We start from the raw sequence: 18,130 nt of genomic DNA on the forward strand, positions 1-18,130 counted from the left end.
GCAACATTTAAAAATAGTTGTATTTTTGCATCCGCAATGAAACATTGCAGGTTCATTTAAAGAATGTAAGTAACCAAATGGCCCGTTCGTCTATCGGCTAGGACGCCAGGTTTTCATCCTGGTAAGAGGGGTTCGATTCCCCTACGGGCTACATATTTTAATTAAGAAAAAAATAAATGGCAAATCATAAGTCAGCTTTAAAGAGAATTAGAAGTAACGAATCTAAGCGTGTGTTGAATAGATATCAGCATAAAACAACACGTAGTGCTATCAAAAAGTTACGTGAATTGACGGATAAGAAAGAAGCGGAAGCTATGTTTCCTTCAGTAGTATCTATGTTGGATAAACTAGCGAAGAAAAACGTGATCCACGCTAACAAAGCGGCTAACTTAAAATCTGGTTTGGCAAAACATATTGCTGCGCTTTAGTAGGAACAATAGTTATATAATATTTGAAAGAACCACTCAAAATGAGTGGTTTTTTTATGTCTATTATTTAAACAGTTTTCAATTTGAAAGGGATGATAAAGGATAGATACAGAAATATAGATACATAATCGAGCATAAATATCGTCAGTATAAATGTTAGTGAAAAATGGAATAATACACCAACCACTACAGCAATCCATTTTGTCCTTTTGAACCAAAAACCAACGGCCAAGAAATATTCCGTTAAGACACTTGATACGGCCATAAGATATGCTGGGATTTTAATGGAATTTAAATGAAGATAACCATCGGATAAGTCTATATGGAAATTAGGATATCCCATGGACATATACACCAAAGCTTCCCCGCTTAAATATTCAAAATTTGTTTTAGCCAGCGCATTTATGCCATAAACTAAAGTCAATTGTATTTGGATTAACCTGATGGGCCACATTGGGCTTATTTCTGAATTTTGAAAGCTATTTTGCCCAGCTTTCCAGATGGGAGGGGTTTTAATAAAAACAAAACACATTAATACGCATAAAATAACCTGTTTGCTGAGGTGTCCTCGAATTAAAAAAACATGAGGTAGCAATACCAAGAAAAGTATAAATGAAGTGATTTGCGATTTTACACCAAGGGCAAATAAAATAAGAAGCAAGTACATTAAACAATAATACCAATTGCTAAACAGGTATGCGTGCAACTCTGGAAAATTACTTAATGGAAAAATGGGCATCAAGCCCCTTGGGGCAAAAACATAGCAAAGCATCAAAGCCAAAAGTGTTCTAAAAAGAATAATATGTTTTGGATTGGCTGGGAGAAACAGAAAACTATCAACTTTATTAAACGCCATGATTATCTGTGGGCATTAGGTTTGTTAACTGTTGATTTCGTTTTGATTTCTCCACCTCTTTCCGAATCATAATTGCAATAAACCCGGAGATTTATGGCCAGTGCTATCAATATGACAACACCAATAAAGAAAAGAAATCTATCAACTGTCTTATCAAATAAGAAAACGGTTTGTAGTTTCATTACTCTAAAACATAATAGTACTTGATTAAAAAGTAATGATTTTATAAGTGCTTTTAAAGATATTTCGTTAACATTCACAAAATCGCCTTCAAATAATCAATTATTGCAAGGTTCACAATATTAGTTGAAGCAAAAAAAACCCCAACGGAACGTTGGGGCATCATTAATCTGAGTTAGTCAGCTTTTAGTTATCCGTTCATGGATATCAAAAATTCTTCATTATTTCTAGTTTGTTTAAAGCGGTCATTGATGAATTCCATGGCTTCAACAGGGTTCATATCCGCAAGGTATTTGCGCATTACCCACATACGTTGAACCGTATTCTCGTCAAGCAATTTGTCATCACGACGCGTACTTGAGGACATCAAATCGATAGCAGGGAAGATACGACGGTTAGAAATCTTTCTATCCAACTGAAGTTCCATATTACCCGTACCTTTAAATTCTTCAAAAATCACCTCGTCCATCTTAGAACCAGTTTCAGTAAGTGCCGTGGCGATAATAGTCAACGAACCACCATTTTCAATATTACGTGCCGCTCCAAAGAAACGTTTTGGTTTGTGTAGCGCATTGGCGTCCACACCACCACTTAATATTTTACCAGACGCAGGTTGTACTGTGTTGTATGCTCTCGCCAAACGAGTAATGGAATCCAAAAGAATCACAACATCGTGTCCACATTCTACCAAACGTTTTGCTTTTTCCAAAACGATATCGGCAATTTTTACATGCTCATGAGCCTCTTTGTCAAAAGTAGAAGCTACAACCTCACCGCGAACGTTGCGTTGCATATCCGTAACCTCTTCAGGGCGCTCATCAATCAGCAAAATCATTTGATATACCTCGGGGTGATTGGCGGCGATCGCATTGGCCACATCCTTCAGTAACATGGTTTTACCCGTTTTTGGTTGCGAAACGATCATACCACGTTGCCCTTTTCCAATCGGGGCAAACAAATCCATAATTCTAGTGGAAATGGTGCTTTGCTTTTCTGCAATATTGAATTTTTCCTGTGGAAACAAAGGCGTCAAATGCTCGAAAGCTACGCGGTCTCGAACCACATTTGGATCTTGGCCGTTAATTTTGCTCACCTTGATTAAAGGGAAATATTTTTCGCCTTCCTTTGGGGGTCTTACATGTCCTAAAACTGTATCTCCCTTTTTAAGGCCAAACAATCTAATCTGGGATTGCGACACATAAATATCATCGGGAGACGATAAATAGTTGTAATCCGAAGAGCGTAAAAACCCATACCCATCCTGCATGATGTCCAAAACACCCTCACTTTCAATGATGGCATCAAACTCATAATCCGGCTCACGGTAACGGTTTCTATTGTCCTTATTGCCGTTGTTGCCTTGATGTTTTTGATTCTTATGTTGCTGATTGTTATCGCGCCTTTGGTTTTGGTGGCGTTGTTTGTTGTCTTTCTGCCCCCTGTTTTGGTTATCGTTGGTCGGTTTGTTGTCCGAAGCCTTTTCCTGTCCGTTCTTCGGCGCCGTATTGTCCTGTGGTTTGTTGGCCTCAGGTTTCGTTTCTTTTTGAACGCGCTGTCTAGGTTTTCTAGTAGGTTGCTCCCCACTGCCATTCTGTTGGGCAGGTGCAGCGTCTTTTGCCGCCTTAGGGTTGGCTGCTTGGGTATCCAGTATTTGATATACTAAATCCAATTTCTTTAATGATCGGTACTTTGGGATGCTTAGTTCTTTTGCAATCTCTTGTAAATCAGTAAGTTTCTTTTCTTTTAATTGTGAAATTTCAAACATGAATGTTTAATTGATGCTATAATTATATTGAATATAAAATTTTGAGTCTCTGAAAAAAAATATAGATTTTTTATTCTGAAGAAATAACCGTCTGTTAATGCGGTTGTTGAGAATTAACACTGCAATAATACAACTTTATTTTAATTTAAACTGTCAATTTAATAAAGAAACTACTATTTTTGCCATCCGGATTATTAAAATAATATGTTACAGCGTATTCAATCGGTATTTTTATTACTAGCGGCGGGCAATGCCCTTGGGCTCATCTTTGTGTTCCACCTATGGGTGACCAATGATGAAACGGTAATTTTCGCCCAAGATAAACTGCCATTTTTCTTGGCCTTTTTGGCCTCGGGTGCGTTGTCGTTAATCACCATTTTTTTGTTCAAAAACAGGAAGCTTCAATTCGTTTTGGGGCGACTCAACATCATATTAAACTTTTTTTTACTAGGATTTTTCGTGTATCTCTCACTAAATTTATCTGGAGAAACCGAGGTTTCTGAGAAAGGTATTGGGATGTTTCTTCCTATAGTTTCTATCGTGTTGTTGGCTTTGGCCAACAAGGCCATTAAAAAGGACGAAGATCTCGTAAAATCTGTAGACAGATTGCGTTAAACCTAACATCTTAGTAGTATTAGTGCGTAAGCCCAAGGTGAAGATCTTGGGCTTTTTTTGTGGCAGGCCTCCCTTAATCCCTCCGAAGGAGGGAAACACTCATACCCTTAAATGTATATCAATAAATTAACTATTATTTATTTTGGCGTTCCCCTGTCGGGTCGGGCTTTCCGCTATATCTTTTTTGTATGTCACCTTGAGCGCAGTCGAAAGGTCTAGGTCTGGAGCAAAAAAGGATGCCGCTACAATCCCTAACGCGGGTATGTTTGCGAAAGCCAGTATTCTATCAAGGGGTCTGTCATTTCTGCCACCGTGTATCACTTTAGCTTTAGCGTTGGCGCAGGCAGGAATCTATTTCCCAATTCTTATGAAGCATGAGTGTCCCTCCTAGCAAGGAGGGAGTAAGGGAGGTGTTGTTCAGTTTGATGTATAATTTTTTCCAATTGTTTTATTGCGTTTTACACACCCCTTAATCCCCTCTTTTTAGAGGGGAAACAGATACTCAAAAGGTTGGTTATGTAAACCGACAGACACGTTGCAAAAAAAGAAATCGGAAATAAGCAACTTAGAGCATGAGTGTCCCCTTCCCCACTGTGAAGGGCTAGGGAAGGGCTTATCTATTAAACTCAATCACCTCCAAATTATCAATAGTTTTACCATCAATCGTAAACCGAAGCATCGTCCGTTTTTTATGAAACCCGTGTTTCCCCACCGCCCCGGGATTCATGTGCAACAAGTTTAGTTTTTTATCCGGCATTACCTTTAAAATATGCGAATGCCCACAGATAAACAATCGAGGTGGATTCAATTTTATGGCCTCCCGCACCCGTCTATCATAAGCTCCGGGATAGCCCCCGATATGGGTGATCCACACATCCACATCTTCACATTTAAAGCGGTTGTGTTCTGGGAACTCGGCACGTATTTTGGTATCATCAATATTGCCATACACACCTCGCAAGGGCTTTAAAGCCTTGATGGCATCCGTAACCTTTACATCGCCAATATCCCCGGCGTGCCAAACTTCATCGGCTTGTTTGGCGTATTTTAAAATATCGTTGTCGATATAACCGTGGGTATCGGAGAGGAGGAGGATTTTGGTCACTTTTTATGCTAATATTTATTTTGTAAAGTTATGGTTTAAAACTTTTGAAAACTAGTAAAAGGGTTTTGATTAAACTACCAGAAAAACAACTAACTTCGTTTAATAATCGCTAAATTTCATTTAAGGGCGAGCTTATCTCCGAGTTAGCGGCAAGCTAAAAAATACAATACGAACGAAAGAAACGAAATTGAATTTTGTAAATTTGGTACATGACGAAAAAGGAACAAAACAGGACTAGTAGCGGAATATTTTCATTCTTTTCAGGTGCAGGGTTTCTCGACCTTGGGTTTGAGAAAACAGAAGGATTTGAAACCGTTTTCGTCAATGAATATCATGAACCATTTATGGAGATTTATAAATCTTCAAGGAAAGGACTGAATGTAACCGAACCACAATTTGGACACAATACTGATGATATTTGCTCATTTTTAAATGGAAAGCCAGCTCAACAACTAACTGATGACTTGAAGTCCGCTAAATCAAAGTTTGATTTGGTTGGTTTTATAGGTGGTCCACCTTGTCCAGATTTTTCAGTTGGCGGTAAAAACAAAGGAATAAAAGGGGAAAACGGAAAACTCTCTGCCACATATGCCGAACTGATAATTAGGAATCAACCGGACTTCTTTTTGTTCGAAAATGTTAAAGGACTATACAGAACAAAAAAGCACCGTGCCTTTTTTGACCAGATGAAGCTTAACCTAATTAAGAGCGGTTATTATTTAACCGAGAAGCTTATAAATGCCATTGAATTTGGAGCACCGCAAGACCGAGAAAGAATTATTTTGATAGGTTTTAGAAGAAACACATTAACAGACTTTGGTCTAGAATTAAATGGAAGTCCTTTCTTGAAAACGTTCGATTGGAATTCTAAAACTATTTACAAAGCAGATGATATTTTCTCAAAGAATTGGCCAACTCAAGAAGAATTTATTGAAAACTCTGAAAAGCCTTTTCCTTACGGGCTAAATAAAAAATTGACCGTTCAATATTGGTTCGATAAAAATGATGTTTCAAATCACCCAAATGCTAATCACTATTTTCAACCAAGAGCAGGTTTACCAAAATTTCAGTCAATTCAAGAAGGCGATGACCTAAAGAAGTCGTACAAACGACTTCACAGATGGCGTTACTCACCTACTGCCGCTTATGGAAATAATGAAGTCCATTTACACCCATATAAAGCACGTAGAATTTCAGCCTCAGAAGCGTTGGCGATTCAGTCATTACCAAAGGAGTTCATAATTCCGGAAAATATATCACTTTCAAATATGTTCAAGACTATTGGTAACGGTGTGCCATTTTTAGCTGCTAAAGGCCTAGCTGAAACTTTGAGCTTATTTATTGAAAACTCTAAAACGCCCGAATTAAAGTATGCGGAAATTATCAGCGAGTAACCTAGTTGCTTTTATAAATCAATTGGACAGAAATCAAGTTTACAATTATGTAAATCCGAAAACTAAAGGTGTCATTAAAATTGAAGGCATTGATTTACCCGAAGGACCGATAAGAATTAAAAGATGGAATCCTTCAAAGGGCGAAACAGAAGCAGATAAGAAAATTGAGAATATTTCAAGCGAGTTAATTTGGCGTATTGCTAATGCTTTTAATCCGAATCAACCAATAAACGTTGACCGCGTGCTTGGTGGTAGTTACAATACAAGAAGCGTTTTTGAAGCTCTATTGGCTCATACACCCGAGTTTTACTTCTGTTATCCGGGCAGAATTGAGAATAAAGGCAATCACTCTACAATTAAACATGGTCACAAGCATATAATGTGGAGACCTGAAGCACCTCACAAATTAGGTGTTTTGGAAAAGGCAGAAACAGAGATTGTAATTTCCGAAATTCCTGCTCTAGATGCTTTTTACGATTCTCTTGTTCTGCCAGATAACTTTGAGCAAAAAGAACTAGATATTGATATTCAAAGACGTCATGCACAGATTCAAATCGCTCTTTACTTTATAGGCAGACAGCTAAATTTTAGAACATGGATTGCTCAAAATGATAAAGGAATACTTTACCAAAACAAGAGAATCGGAGAATATGAAGGTGTAATCTCTTCCCTGAAAGACGAAAAATTAATGACTGCCTATGACGATGCTGTTCAAGCCGCATTGTTGATTGATTGCATTTGGTTTAAAAATGGAAAACTTATGCCAGCAGTCATGGAAGTTGAACATTCAACAGGTGTAACAAGCGGACTTAGTAGAATGAAAAACTTTAAAGACAAGTTCCCACCTTTTCCGACAAGATACGTGATTGTTGCACCTGACGAAGACAGAGATAAAGTAATCAAGGAAGCAACTAAACCACAGTTTAAGGACTTAGATACAAGGTACTTCACTTATTCAGCAGTTGAAGAACTTTACGCACTTTGTCAAAGAAGAAAACTGAAAGGTGTTACAGAAGAATTTCTGGACTGTTTCATGGAACCTGTTTTGAACTGAAAAAAGAAAAAAGTCAGCAAACAAGCCCCGCGTTAGGGATTGAACGGCCTGTTTGAAATCCCCGACGATAGGAGGGATTGAGTAGTGAAAGCCCGACCCGAGCATATTTGTTTAATGAAACAACGTAATATTTCATCGAGGGTAACGCCCAACTTCTCGATACAATGCTCCAGCGTCGCATCACTCGAAGTGACCACTTTTTTAATATTTAATTAAGACCCCGCTCTTTTCAGCCAGCACAAATCTCTATATCTTTGCAACTTGACAAAAATCGATAGGGTTTTGTCAGTCTGACAGGGCGTTTTCGTTTTAATTAAAAGAGCAACAACCATTGCGATATTTTATAGAACTCTCATACAACGGTAGTGGGTATCACGGCTGGCAGATACAGCCTACGGCGCTAACGGTGCAGGAGGTGCTGGAGGAGGCGCTTTCCAAAGTGCTGAGCGATACGATTTCCGTTGTGGGTGCAGGGCGTACCGATACGGGGGTGCACGCCAGCCAAATGTTTGCGCATTTTGATACGGACCGCTTGTTTGATGCCGACGATTTGGTGTACAAGCTCAATTCGTTTTTGCCGTTTAATATTGCCATTGCGCGAATTTTTAAGGTGAAGCTCGAGGCGCATGCGCGGTTTGATGCGATACGGCGCAGTTATTTGTATCGGGTGAGTACGAAGAAGAATCCGTTTACGCACCGAAATGCTTACTATTTAAGACAGGAATTGGATTTGGAGAAGATGAATGCGGCGGCCAAAATTTTATTTCAGTATAAAGATTTTCAATGCTTTTCCAAGGCGCATACCGATGTAAAAACGTATTATTGTGATATCATGAAGGCGAAGTGGTTTGTGCGCGAGGGCGAACTGCATTTTGCCATTACGGCCGATAGGTTTTTGCGCAATATGGTGCGCGCCATCGTGGGCACTATGATTAATATTGGGTTGGGGAAGCTAGAAGTGGAGGAGTTGCACGACATCATAAAATCCAAAAATAGGAGTGAGGCGGGGTATTCCGTGCCGGCACATGGGTTGTATTTAACCGAGGTGGCCTACCCCGATTCGATTAGATTATAAATGACAAAACAAAAGGAACAAATATTTGATGTGGGACTGTTCAGGCGACTGTTCAAGTTCATAAAGCCTTATAAAATGGTTTTTAGCGGGGTGTTTGCCTCGGTGATAATCATTGCATTATTGGGCGTTGCCACACCGTATTTATTGAAATATGCTATTGATGAAAACCTGACCAACAAGCTGAGCGAAGGCTTTTTAACGATTATTGTTGTCATGATAGCATTGTTGCTATTGGAGGTACTTTTTCAATTGTTTTTTATCTATTATTCGGGATGGTTGGGGCAGAATGTGGTGCGGGACGTTAGGGTAAAACTCTTCAACCATTTGTTGCGCTTCAAGATGAAATATTATGATAATTCATCGGTTGGGGTTTTGATTACCCGTTCGGTTACCGATATGGAACGTATCGCCGATATTTTTGGTCAGGGCCTCTTTATGATTTTTAAGGATTTGCTGGCGATGGTGGTGGTTTCCGGAGCTATGTTTTATATGAGCTGGAAATTGAGTTTGATCGTTTTTGCGATGTTGCCCATTTTATTATATGCCACAAAATTGTTTCAAAAGTATATGAAAAAAGCTTTTGAAGAGGTGCGTAGTGAAGTGTCCAACCTGAACCAGTTTGTGCAAGAGCGCATTACGGGGATGAAAATATTACAGTTGTTTGCCCGAGAGACTATTGAAAATGAAAAGTTTAGGGCCATTAACGAGCGTCATAAAAAGGGGTGGCTAAAGACCATTTGGTACAACTCCTTCTTTTTTCCCATTGCGGAATTATCGTCGTCCATCACCATTGGTTTGGTGGTGTGGTACGGTGGATTGACCCATGTAGTGAGCGATACGGCTTCCCAAGGGGTATTGTTTGCTTTTGTGATGTTTATCCCAAAATTGTTTAGGCCATTGCGCCAAATTGCGGATAAATTTAATACCCTTCAAATGGGAATGGTGGCCGCCAACAGAGTATTTAAGGTGTTGGATACCACTTCTCAAATTGATGATAACGGCCAACACGAAGCGGCACATTTTAAGGGAGATATTTCATTTAAAAATGTGTGGTTTAATTACGTGGAGGACGAACCCGTGTTGAAAGGTATTTCGTTTGATGTCAAAGCTGGGCAGACCATTGCCATTGTTGGTGCTACGGGTGCTGGAAAATCTACCATCATAAATTTATTGAACCGTTTTTACGAAATAAAGGATGGCGTTATTGCCATTGATAATATTGACATCCGGGAAGTAACTTTGGCGTCTTTACGAACGCAAATTGCGGTGGTATTGCAGGATGTCTTTTTGTTTGCTGATACTATTTTGAATAATATCACTTTGCATAATCCCGATGTTTCCGAAGACCAAGTGATTGAGGCCGCAAAGGCGATTGGGGTTCATGAATTTATTGGAAGTTTGCCAGGAGGTTATCACTATAACGTCAAAGAGCGCGGGGTGATGCTTTCGTCCGGTCAGCGTCAATTGATTTCATTTTTAAGGGCTTATGTTACTAATCCAAGTATTTTGGTATTGGACGAGGCCACGTCTTCAGTAGATTCTTATTCGGAGCAATTGATTCAAAATGCTACGGATAAAATTACGAAGGGACGGACTTCTATTGTCATTGCCCACCGATTGGCCACCGTTAAAAAAGCCGATAAAATCATAGTGATGGATGCTGGTGAAATCGTGGAGCAGGGTACCCACAAAGAACTGCTTAAAAAGAAAGGCGGCTACTATAAAAACCTTTATGAGGTTCAGTTTTTGAATGAGGAAGCTTTGGTTTAGTTACCACTAGATTTTTTCGCCTCAATAAAACTTTGCAAATCCCCATCGATATACATTACGGCTACCATAAAAAGACCGATAATCACCGAGAAAACAATATAGGCAATAAAGAACATCACTAAAAACAGCAATGTCTTAAAAAGCAGTTCGCGGTTGCTTAGTTGGAATAGTCGTTTTAGTAAAAAGCAGTGGTAAAACATGGCCACGAAGTAGAACAATGCGCTAAAAATCATGTAGTTGTTGGGCGATATCAAAAGTATGGCCAGCCCTAAAAATACCGATACAATAGAGTATAGCGACATGCTGTACATGTAGGTTACCAAATGTTCGGTATAGTTGTATCTTTTATTGATGAAAATCACCCACGAAATCAATGCAAATATTGGAATCATCGATGCATAAATAAGGGATGAATATTCCAGGGAAAAGTCTGCCGAGGACTCCATGATTTGCTTTGAGGCTTCATTGGAATACATTTCCGAACTTTGAAACATGTTGGAGGCATCAAGATATTTCTTAAAGAATTTCTTGATAATGAAAATGTTGAAACCCGTTAGGGTCAAAGAAATACCAAAAAAGCTTATGGGGTTTATATAACGCTTACGGATGCCGCTAACGTAACTGTCGATTACCGCTTCCGGTGCTTTAAATAGGTCAATAATAGTTTGGAAAAGCTTATTGTCGTAATTAAAAAAAGTTTCGCCAATATGCTGGGCCAAGTTTTTTAATGTCAATCGTTCCCGGATCACTTTTGCGCCACAAGCATGGCAAAAATCACTTTCAGAAGTTAAGGAGATATGGCAGTTTTTACATTGCATTAGGCCAAATCTTGCTTTATCATTTTGGCGAGTTCGGTGGTGTCCTCAAACACCACAAACTCACCATCCTTAAAATAGGAAATATGTCCTGTTTCCTCACTAACGGCCAATGCCAAAGCATCCGTTTTTTCGGTGATACCAATGGCGGCACGGTGGCGGAGCCCAAAGCGTTGCGGGATGTGTTTTTCGTTGTTCACAGGCAGGACAACTCGAGTGGCTTTTACGATATTGTTGCTAATGATAATGGCGCCATCATGCAATGGGCTGTTCTTAAAAAAGATACTTTCAATGATGGGCTGTGTGACTTTAATATTCATTTCATCACCTGAGGAGGAAAGGAAATCCAGGTTGTTGTTACGTTCAAAAACGATTAATGCCCCAGTTTTAGACATGGACATTTTACTACATGCCGAAATAATAGCGTCCACATTGGTGTCGTCCGTGCCTTCGGTTTTAAGGAATTTTAGCTGTTGCAAAAACTTGCGCCGTCGCCCAAAGTTGGTGGAGCCCACCATTAATAAAAACTTTCGTATTTCGGGTTGAAAGACTACTATCAAGGCAATAATCCCTACTTTCATAAACCCTCCGAAAATCCCTGAAAGTAGTTCCATATTCAGGAATTCCGTCAATCGCCAAGCACCATAGATGATGATAATACCAAGGAAAATGTTGATGGCCACAGTACCTTTTACCAGTTTGTAAAGGTAGTAAAGGAGGAGGGCCACGAGGACCACATCAAGGTAATCTATAAAGCGTAGGTTGAGAATGTCATCAAAGATGTCCAAAGGCTGATAGGTTTTGGTAAATTTAAGAAATTGTGGTTAATAAATGAATTCGTCTTTTGAGAAGGAAAGGTTTTCTATATTCAATTTAGAAAGTTGAGATTTAATTGTGATGTAATCTTGGAACGAAATGTTGTCATCAATATCCAGAATAACTTTGATATTTAACTTTTTACTTTTTACCAAATCATTAAGGTCTCCATGAAGGTTCAATATATCTGTAGTTTTAAAATTTGAGTCGTCCCAGGGACCGAGCATAATAATTTTATTTGATGACTTCACCATTACATTCAATGTCATGATGGATTCTAATCGAGAAACCTTAGCAAAGTAGTTACCAAATGATTCTTTGTGAAATGCAATATTGGTAAACTCCAAAAACCCCAAATTGTTTTTGCTCAAATCATGGCAAGTAAAGTAATTTTTTGCCTTTTCATTTTTATGGCTGGAATTCTGCTTCTTTTCCTGAAGGTATTTGATATGTGGAATGGCCTGTTTCAGTGTCAACCGTTTATCCACATTGATGAGCCAATTGGTGGTGCTGATGAGGTTTTTTCTGTTGAGCAATACGCTGTCGGGTTGGGTTTCATCATAAAATAAATATGCCACCGAAACGTCCTGAATTTTGGTGATATCTGCTTTTTCAATTTGAGGTAATTGTAGTTCTCTTTCGTTGCCGCAGGAAAGCATAAAGCTAATAGTGAATAGGTAAATAAAATACTTCATAGGTCAAAAATAAAAAATGGATTGCTGTCATTCTGAATTTATTTCAGAATCTCATGAGAAACTGAAACAGCACTTCGACTGCGCTCAGTGTGACAATTCAGTTTGACAAGTATCCCAAAAGACTTATTGATTCAACGCCTCAACCAATTTTACACATTCCACAGCTTCCTTCACATCATGTACCCGTAAAATTGACGCGCCTTTTTGCAAAGCGATGGTATTTAAAACTGAAGTGCCATTCAACGCTTCTTGAGCAGAAGTTTCTAAGGTTTTGTAAATCATGGATTTTCTGGAAACACCAGCCAACAATGGTTTTTCAATCATTTTGAAGAGTTCCAGTTGGTTTAACAGTTCAAAATTCTGTTCCAAGGTTTTGGCAAATCCAAAGCCTGGGTCAATAATCACATCCACTATACCTAAATCTCGTGCAACCCTAATTCGTTCTGAAAAATAAAATAAAACCTCTTTGGTCAAATCTTCATAATCCGTGAGGCTTTGCATGGTCTGCGGTGTGCCTCGCATATGCATCATGATGTATGGTACTTGCAATTCGGCAATGGTTGGCATCATGTTCTCGTCCAATTGTCCTGCAGAAATGTCATTAATCAATGTGGCACCTGTTTCAATACATTTTTTGGCAACAGTACTTCGAAATGTATCTATCGAAATTAAAGCCTCCGGAAAGCGTTTCAAAATTAATTCAACAATTGGTAAAATTCGGCTTAGTTCTTCATCCTCGCTCACATACTCTGCATTGGGTCGGGAACTGTATGCGCCAACATCAATAAAAGTAGCACCCTCTGCCAGCATGTGTTCCACTTGGTTTAAAATTGAAGTTTCGTCCTTGTATTTGCCACCGTCGTAAAACGAATCAGGCGTAATGTTAAGCACCCCCATTACCTTCGGGATGGAAAAATCAATCAATTGGCCTTTACAATTTATGGTCATGTTAAGTTTCGGGTTTTATATTTAGAGTTCAAGGTTATTAACAGGGCTTAAAAACTTTAAACTGTAAACCTTGAACGTTACACTTTTTTATGCGAAATTTACACAAAATACAATATTTGAATGCAAGATACCTCAAAACAATATGACACGGTAATCGAGACCTGTAAAAGTTTGTTCGTTAAGAAGATGAGCGATTACGGCAGTGCATGGCGCATTTTAAGATTACCATCCTTAACCGATCAAATTTTCATCAAAGCACAGCGCATTCGGGGCTTGCAACAGAATGCGGTTCAAAAGGTGGATGAGGGACAGGAAAGTGAGTTTATCGGCATTATTAATTATTGTGTTATGGCTTTGATTCAGTTGGAAAAGGGAGTAGTAGAGCAACCCGATATGTCCACCGAAGAAGCTTTGGAACTGTACGAGAAGCACGTTACCATCACCAAAAAATTGATGGAGGACAAAAACCATGATTATGGCGAAGCGTGGCGTGATATGCGAGTAAGCAGTTTGACGGATTTGATTTTGCAAAAATTATTGCGCGTTAAGCAAATTGAAGATAATCAAGGTAAAACGTTGGTAAGCGAGGGGATTGATGCTAATTATCAGGATATGATTAATTATGCGGTTTTTGCCATGATTCATTTGTCGCAGGGCTAACGTATATGTAGCTGAGGCTATGGATGGTCGCTGAGGCTCTCGAAGCGACATTTAATTAAATTTTGGGTGACTTCGAGAACCTCAGTCACCGAGTAACGAATTTTAATGAAAATAGTAGTAAACATATCAAGAATTCTAGTTGGAGTTTTGTTCATCTTTTCGGGGTTTATAAAACTCAACGACCCACTAGGCTTTTCCTATAAATTGCAGGAATATTTCAGTCCAGATGTATTGAATATTCCGTTTTTAGAACCTTATGCCTTATTGATTTCGGTATTTGTAGTGGTGTTTGAAGTCGTTTTGGGTGTGTTTCTTTTAATAGGTTATAAACCCAAATTTACGGTTTGGAGTTTATTGTTGATGATAGTCTTCTTTACCTTTTTAACCTTTTATGCGGCATATTTTGACAAGGTAAAAGACTGTGGTTGCTTTGGGGATTTCCTAAAGCTGAAACCATGGGAATCCTTTGGTAAGGATGTGGTGCTTCTGATATTTATTCTGATTTTGTTTTTTGGGGTGCAACATATCAAACCCATTTTTGGAAAATTGCCAACAACGGTTTTAGCCTTATTGGGCTTTATTTTGAGTTTGTGGTTTGGCTATCATGTATTGATGCACTTGCCCACGATCGATTTTAGGGCTTATGCCATCGGTAAAAACATCAAAGAAGGCATGACTATTCCTGAGGATGCACCCAAGACGGAGCAGGAATATAGTTGGAAATTCAATGTAAATGGTGAAGAAAAAGTTATTGTCACCAATGGCTCGTATCCTTCGATTGAAGGCGAATTTGTAGGCGTTGAAACAAAGGTGATTCAGGAGGGTTATACGCCCCCGGTTGTGGATTTTTCAATTGAAAGTGCCGATGAAGATTTAACCGAATACTTTTTAGAACAAGAAAATTTAATAGTTGTGGTATCCTATAGTTTAGAAAAGATTGAACAGGAAGGTGCATTAAAATTGAAGGCGCTTCAGAAGCGAGCCAGAAAAAACAACTATCAAATCATTGGTTTGACGGCATCGGGCGAGGAGGCGAAACAGCGTATCAATGAGGCCTATGAGATAGATTTTGATTGGTATTTATGTGATGAAAAGGCCCTAAAAACTGTGGTACGATCCAATCCCGGGATTTTGGAATTGGATGGAGGGACCGTGATGCAAAAGGTGCATTGGAATGACTTGGACGATCTGGATTTACCTAAAGTTAATGCTAAGCCAGAACCCATAATAGAAGAGGAGAAAGAGGAGGCTATAGCCTATTTTATTAATGGTATTTCTTCAACAAAAGCAGAAGTAGATGCACTTGACACAGAAATTATTGAGAGTGTCAATGTCATAAAAGACTCTGTCGAATTAAAGGAATTGAATGCGCAAAATAACACACTTTATATAGGTATAGTTGAAGTCATTTTAAAAAAATAAATCCAACGGAGTAATTAGTGAAAATTAGTGAAATTCGAGTCTAAAAAAACTGAGTAACAAAACCCTGATAAATTATTTCCTAAATAAAACCCTTTACGCTATCCTCACCTTATTTGGAGTAGTAACCGTTATTTTCTTTTTATTCAATGTGCTTCCCGGTGATCCCGCTCAAATGATGATGGGGCAAAATGAGGACAGCGAGCAACTCGCCAAAGTAAAGGCAAAATATGGTTTTGATAAACCTATTTTAACGCAGTATGCCTATTACATTAACGATTTATCTCCATTGTCTTTTCATTCCAATTCGGACCAAGATTACACTTTTTTAGGTGAGGATAAATATAGTGCTGTAAAACTATTTTCAATTGGGAATACTTTCACTGTCTTAAAATTTCCATACCTACGAGAGTCCTTTACCAAGCAGGGTAAAAAAGTCTCTCAGGTGTTAGGCGAGACCTTACCGAATACTTTCGTTTTGGCAGTTTCGGCAATTATTATCGCCATTATTATCGGGATATTTTTGGGGATTGTTTCGGCCCTGTACAAAGACCGATGGTTGGACAAGTCCATTCAGGTACTTAGTACCTTGGGAATGAGCGTGCCCTCATTTTTTAGTGCCATTTTGTTCGCTTGGCTATTTGGGTTTGTGCTTCACAAGTACACCAATTTAGAAATGACCGGAAGCCTTTACGAACTAGATGATTTTGGAGAAGCCATACACATCAAATGGAAAAATTTGATTTTGCCCGCCATTGTTTTGGGGATTCGTCCGTTAGCCGTTGTGATTCAATTGATGCGTAATTCCTTGTTGGAAGTTTTTAATCAGGATTACATTCGTACCGCGAGAGCGAAAGGCTTGAGCGAGTTTCAAATTATAAAACGCCATGCTGTAAAAAATGCTTTGAACCCTGTGGTTACAGCTATTTCAGGATGGTTTGCATCTATGTTGGCCGGAGCCGTTTTTGTGGAATATATTTTTGGATGGAATGGTTTAGGGAAGGAAATCGTTAATGCCCTAAATACTCTGGATTTACCTGTTATTATGGGTTCGGTTTTAGTAATTGCAACGCTTTTTGTAATGATTAACATTTTAGTCGACTTAATCTATGTTTGGTTGGACCCGAAAGTTAAATTGCAATAAACCTCCTGCGAAAGCAGGAATCTCAAAGGAAAAATTGATGAAAAAAATGAACTATATTATAATACTTTTAGTAAGCTTCTTTAGTTGTACTAAAGAGCCGGTGACGTTTTCGGAAGAAGTCTTAAATGACACTTTCACCACCTTAGAAGGGAATCAAGTGACTGTAAAGTCTATTTTAGAAAAGCACAAGGGCAAAAAAATAGTCATTGATATTTGGGCTTCTTGGTGTGGCGATTGTATCAAAGGGATGCCCAAGGTAAAAGAACTTCAAAAGGAACACCCTGAGGTGGTTTACTTGTTTTTTTCTTTGGATAGGGCAGAAGTGCCTTGGAAAAGAGGTATCAAAAAATACGATGTAATTGGTGAACACTATTTTATGCAAAACGGGAAGAAATGCCCCTTTGCCGATTTCGTAAACATTAGTTGGATTCCGAGATATATGGTGGTAAATGAAGCTGGCGAAATCGTTGTATTTAATGTTATTGAAGCTGATGACGAAAAGTTGCTTCAAGCTCTGAAAAATTAAGTAGTTTTGTAGTAAATAATGAATTACTAAGTACTTACTTTTACAGAAATTATAATTACATCATGAGAAAACATATCGTAGCCGGAAACTGGAAAATGAACAATGGTTTATCGCAAACCCAAAACTTAATTACTGAGTTAAAAAGCCAAACCAAAACCTCCGATGCTGAGGTAATGATAGCACCTGCATTTACCAACTTATGGAATGCCTTTGAATCCTTGAGACAGGATGACATCGAGGTGATTGCACAAAACATGCACTTTGCAGAAGATGGTGCTTACACTGGTGAAGTTAGTGCGGGTATGTTGAAGAGTATTGGCATTACTACCGTAATTTTGGGCCATAGTGAGCGTCGTGAATATTTTAATGAAACTGACGAGGCCTTGGCCAAAAAAGTAGATGCTGTTTTAGCAAATGGTATGCGCACAATTTTCTGTTTTGGAGAGGAATTGGCGGATAGAAAAGCTGGAAATGAGGAAGCCGTTGTTGAAAGCCAAATTAAAAATGCACTCTTCCATTTGGAGGCAGATGCTTTTAAAAGTATCGTTTTGGCATACGAGCCTGTTTGGGCGATTGGCACGGGTGAAACTGCGACGCCTGAGCAAGCTCAGGATATGCATGCGTTTATCAGAAAAACATTGGCCGATAAATATGGGGCTGAAGTAGCTGACAACGTTTCTATACTTTACGGTGGAAGCGTAAAACCGGGTAATGCCCAAGAGATTTTTTCAAAACCAGATGTGGATGGTGGATTGATTGGTGGTGCTTCACTAAAAGCAGAGGATTTCTTTGCGATTGTGAATGCGTTTTAAGTAAACCAAAGCATTGTCATGCTGAACTTGTTTCAGCATCTTATAATATAGAA

Annotated in this window: 18 protein-coding genes and 1 tRNA gene; 12 read left to right on the forward strand and 7 right to left on the reverse strand. The window is 38.8% G+C overall.

The window, feature by feature from the left end:
• Window positions 1-79: 79 nt before the first annotated feature.
• Both ACFSR8_RS10610 and rpsT read left to right on the forward strand, forming a co-directional pair.
• Window positions 80-151: transfer RNA gene (locus ACFSR8_RS10610), tRNA-Glu, on the forward strand.
• 25 nt (window positions 152-176) lie between these two features.
• Window positions 177-428: a 30S ribosomal protein S20 gene (gene rpsT / locus ACFSR8_RS10615; protein ID WP_186562957.1), complete on the forward strand. Its 252-nt coding sequence runs from the start codon at window positions 177-179 to the stop codon at window positions 426-428.
• A gap of 67 nt (window positions 429-495) precedes the next feature.
• On the opposite strand, the gene ACFSR8_RS10620 is transcribed toward rpsT, so the two are convergent.
• A complete protein-coding gene (locus ACFSR8_RS10620; RefSeq protein ID WP_380291825.1) occupies window positions 496-1,284 on the reverse strand; it encodes an HTTM domain-containing protein in 789 nt (262 codons plus the stop codon).
• A gap of 370 nt (window positions 1,285-1,654) precedes the next feature.
• Window positions 1,655-3,229 carry a transcription termination factor Rho gene (gene rho / locus ACFSR8_RS10625; RefSeq protein ID WP_380291827.1) on the reverse strand — a complete coding sequence of 525 codons (1,575 nt, stop codon included), beginning with the start codon at window positions 3,227-3,229 and terminating at the stop codon, window positions 1,655-1,657.
• Window positions 3,230-3,433: 204 nt separating this feature from the next.
• On the opposite strand from rho, the gene ACFSR8_RS10630 reads away from it, so the two are divergent.
• Window positions 3,434-3,844, forward strand: coding sequence for a DUF4293 domain-containing protein (locus ACFSR8_RS10630; RefSeq protein WP_380291828.1), 411 nt, complete (start codon window positions 3,434-3,436; stop codon window positions 3,842-3,844).
• A 613-nt stretch (window positions 3,845-4,457) separates the two neighbouring features.
• On the opposite strand, the gene ACFSR8_RS10635 is transcribed toward ACFSR8_RS10630, so the two are convergent.
• Window positions 4,458-4,949: a metallophosphoesterase family protein gene (locus ACFSR8_RS10635; RefSeq protein ID WP_380291830.1), complete on the reverse strand. Its 492-nt coding sequence runs from the start codon at window positions 4,947-4,949 to the stop codon at window positions 4,458-4,460.
• Between the two features lie 209 nt (window positions 4,950-5,158).
• Here ACFSR8_RS10635 and ACFSR8_RS10640 point away from each other — a divergent pair, with 209 nt between their 5' ends.
• The 4 genes from ACFSR8_RS10640 to ACFSR8_RS10655 all read left to right on the forward strand — a co-directional run bounded on the left by ACFSR8_RS10640 (window position 5,159) and on the right by ACFSR8_RS10655 (window position 10,242).
• On the forward strand, window positions 5,159-6,343 hold the full coding sequence (locus ACFSR8_RS10640) for a DNA cytosine methyltransferase (RefSeq protein ID WP_380291832.1): 1,185 nt from the start codon (window positions 5,159-5,161) through the stop codon (window positions 6,341-6,343).
• Entirely contained in the window at window positions 6,321-7,397 is a 1,077-nt protein-coding gene (locus ACFSR8_RS10645; protein ID WP_380291834.1) for a hypothetical protein, read from the forward strand. Before ACFSR8_RS10640 ends, ACFSR8_RS10645 begins: the two co-directional genes overlap by 23 nt.
• Before the next feature lie 331 nt (window positions 7,398-7,728).
• On the forward strand, window positions 7,729-8,472 hold the full coding sequence (gene truA / locus ACFSR8_RS10650) for a tRNA pseudouridine(38-40) synthase TruA (protein WP_380291836.1): 744 nt from the start codon (window positions 7,729-7,731) through the stop codon (window positions 8,470-8,472).
• Window positions 8,473-10,242: an ABC transporter ATP-binding protein gene (locus ACFSR8_RS10655; RefSeq protein ID WP_380291838.1), complete on the forward strand. Its 1,770-nt coding sequence runs from the start codon at window positions 8,473-8,475 to the stop codon at window positions 10,240-10,242. It abuts the gene before it with no gap.
• Here ACFSR8_RS10655 and ACFSR8_RS10660 read toward each other — a convergent pair.
• The 4 genes from ACFSR8_RS10660 to folP form a co-directional block, all read right to left on the reverse strand.
• Entirely contained in the window at window positions 10,239-11,060 is an 822-nt protein-coding gene (locus tag ACFSR8_RS10660; RefSeq protein ID WP_380291840.1) for a DUF3667 domain-containing protein, read from the reverse strand. The two genes, ACFSR8_RS10655 and ACFSR8_RS10660, sit on opposite strands and share 4 nt — an antisense overlap.
• Window positions 11,060-11,845, reverse strand: a complete 786-nt coding sequence (locus ACFSR8_RS10665; protein ID WP_380291842.1) for a diadenylate cyclase — start codon at window positions 11,843-11,845, stop codon at window positions 11,060-11,062. The genes ACFSR8_RS10660 and ACFSR8_RS10665 overlap by 1 nt, the downstream gene beginning before the upstream one ends.
• Before the next feature lie 36 nt (window positions 11,846-11,881).
• Complete coding sequence (locus tag ACFSR8_RS10670) at window positions 11,882-12,568, reverse strand: hypothetical protein (RefSeq protein ID WP_380291844.1); 687 nt, start codon at window positions 12,566-12,568, stop codon at window positions 11,882-11,884.
• Window positions 12,569-12,691: 123 nt separating this feature from the next.
• Entirely contained in the window at window positions 12,692-13,516 is an 825-nt protein-coding gene (gene folP / locus ACFSR8_RS10675) for a dihydropteroate synthase (RefSeq protein ID WP_380291846.1), read from the reverse strand.
• A gap of 120 nt (window positions 13,517-13,636) precedes the next feature.
• On the opposite strand from folP, the gene ACFSR8_RS10680 reads away from it, so the two are divergent.
• From ACFSR8_RS10680 to tpiA, 5 genes are all read left to right on the forward strand, one after another.
• Window positions 13,637-14,176: a DUF1599 domain-containing protein gene (locus ACFSR8_RS10680; RefSeq protein ID WP_380291848.1), complete on the forward strand. Its 540-nt coding sequence runs from the start codon at window positions 13,637-13,639 to the stop codon at window positions 14,174-14,176.
• A gap of 105 nt (window positions 14,177-14,281) precedes the next feature.
• Window positions 14,282-15,598, forward strand: coding sequence for a BT_3928 family protein (locus ACFSR8_RS10685; RefSeq protein ID WP_380291850.1), 1,317 nt, complete (start codon window positions 14,282-14,284; stop codon window positions 15,596-15,598).
• Between the two features lie 64 nt (window positions 15,599-15,662).
• On the forward strand, window positions 15,663-16,739 hold the full coding sequence (locus ACFSR8_RS10690) for an ABC transporter permease (RefSeq protein WP_380291891.1): 1,077 nt from the start codon (window positions 15,663-15,665) through the stop codon (window positions 16,737-16,739).
• A gap of 46 nt (window positions 16,740-16,785) precedes the next feature.
• Window positions 16,786-17,265, forward strand: coding sequence for a TlpA family protein disulfide reductase (locus ACFSR8_RS10695; RefSeq protein ID WP_380291852.1), 480 nt, complete (start codon window positions 16,786-16,788; stop codon window positions 17,263-17,265).
• Between the two features lie 62 nt (window positions 17,266-17,327).
• The gene (tpiA, locus tag ACFSR8_RS10700) at window positions 17,328-18,077 is read left to right on the forward strand and encodes a triose-phosphate isomerase (RefSeq protein WP_380291854.1); all 750 of its coding nucleotides are present in this window, start codon (window positions 17,328-17,330) and stop codon (window positions 18,075-18,077) included.
• The last annotated feature ends 53 nt before the right edge of the window (window positions 18,078-18,130 follow it).

The organism is Hyunsoonleella rubra (genome assembly GCF_042684665.1).
GTDB lineage: Bacteria > Bacteroidota > Bacteroidia > Flavobacteriales > Flavobacteriaceae > Jejuia > Jejuia rubra.

What these genes read in the sequence shown, in the direction of transcription:
- ACFSR8_RS10630 (WP_380291828.1), top strand. Translation starts at nt 3,434, where the DNA reads ATGTTACAGCGTATTCAATCGGTATTTTTATTACTAGCGGCGGGCAAT.
- ACFSR8_RS10670 (WP_380291844.1), bottom strand. Translation starts at nt 12,568, where the DNA reads ATGAAGTATTTTATTTACCTATTCACTATTAGCTTTATGCTTTCCTGC.
- ACFSR8_RS10685 (WP_380291850.1), top strand. Translation starts at nt 14,282, where the DNA reads ATGAAAATAGTAGTAAACATATCAAGAATTCTAGTTGGAGTTTTGTTC.
- ACFSR8_RS10680 (WP_380291848.1), top strand. Translation starts at nt 13,637, where the DNA reads ATGCAAGATACCTCAAAACAATATGACACGGTAATCGAGACCTGTAAA.
- ACFSR8_RS10695 (WP_380291852.1), top strand. Translation starts at nt 16,786, where the DNA reads ATGAACTATATTATAATACTTTTAGTAAGCTTCTTTAGTTGTACTAAA.
- rpsT (WP_186562957.1), top strand. Translation starts at nt 177, where the DNA reads ATGGCAAATCATAAGTCAGCTTTAAAGAGAATTAGAAGTAACGAATCT.
- ACFSR8_RS10645 (WP_380291834.1), top strand. Translation starts at nt 6,321, where the DNA reads ATGCGGAAATTATCAGCGAGTAACCTAGTTGCTTTTATAAATCAATTG.
- folP (WP_380291846.1), bottom strand. Translation starts at nt 13,516, where the DNA reads ATGACCATAAATTGTAAAGGCCAATTGATTGATTTTTCCATCCCGAAG.
- tpiA (WP_380291854.1), top strand. Translation starts at nt 17,328, where the DNA reads ATGAGAAAACATATCGTAGCCGGAAACTGGAAAATGAACAATGGTTTA.
- ACFSR8_RS10640 (WP_380291832.1), top strand. Translation starts at nt 5,159, where the DNA reads ATGACGAAAAAGGAACAAAACAGGACTAGTAGCGGAATATTTTCATTC.
- ACFSR8_RS10660 (WP_380291840.1), bottom strand. Translation starts at nt 11,060, where the DNA reads ATGCAATGTAAAAACTGCCATATCTCCTTAACTTCTGAAAGTGATTTT.
- rho (WP_380291827.1), bottom strand. Translation starts at nt 3,229, where the DNA reads ATGTTTGAAATTTCACAATTAAAAGAAAAGAAACTTACTGATTTACAA.
- ACFSR8_RS10620 (WP_380291825.1), bottom strand. Translation starts at nt 1,284, where the DNA reads ATGGCGTTTAATAAAGTTGATAGTTTTCTGTTTCTCCCAGCCAATCCA.
- ACFSR8_RS10655 (WP_380291838.1), top strand. Translation starts at nt 8,473, where the DNA reads ATGACAAAACAAAAGGAACAAATATTTGATGTGGGACTGTTCAGGCGA.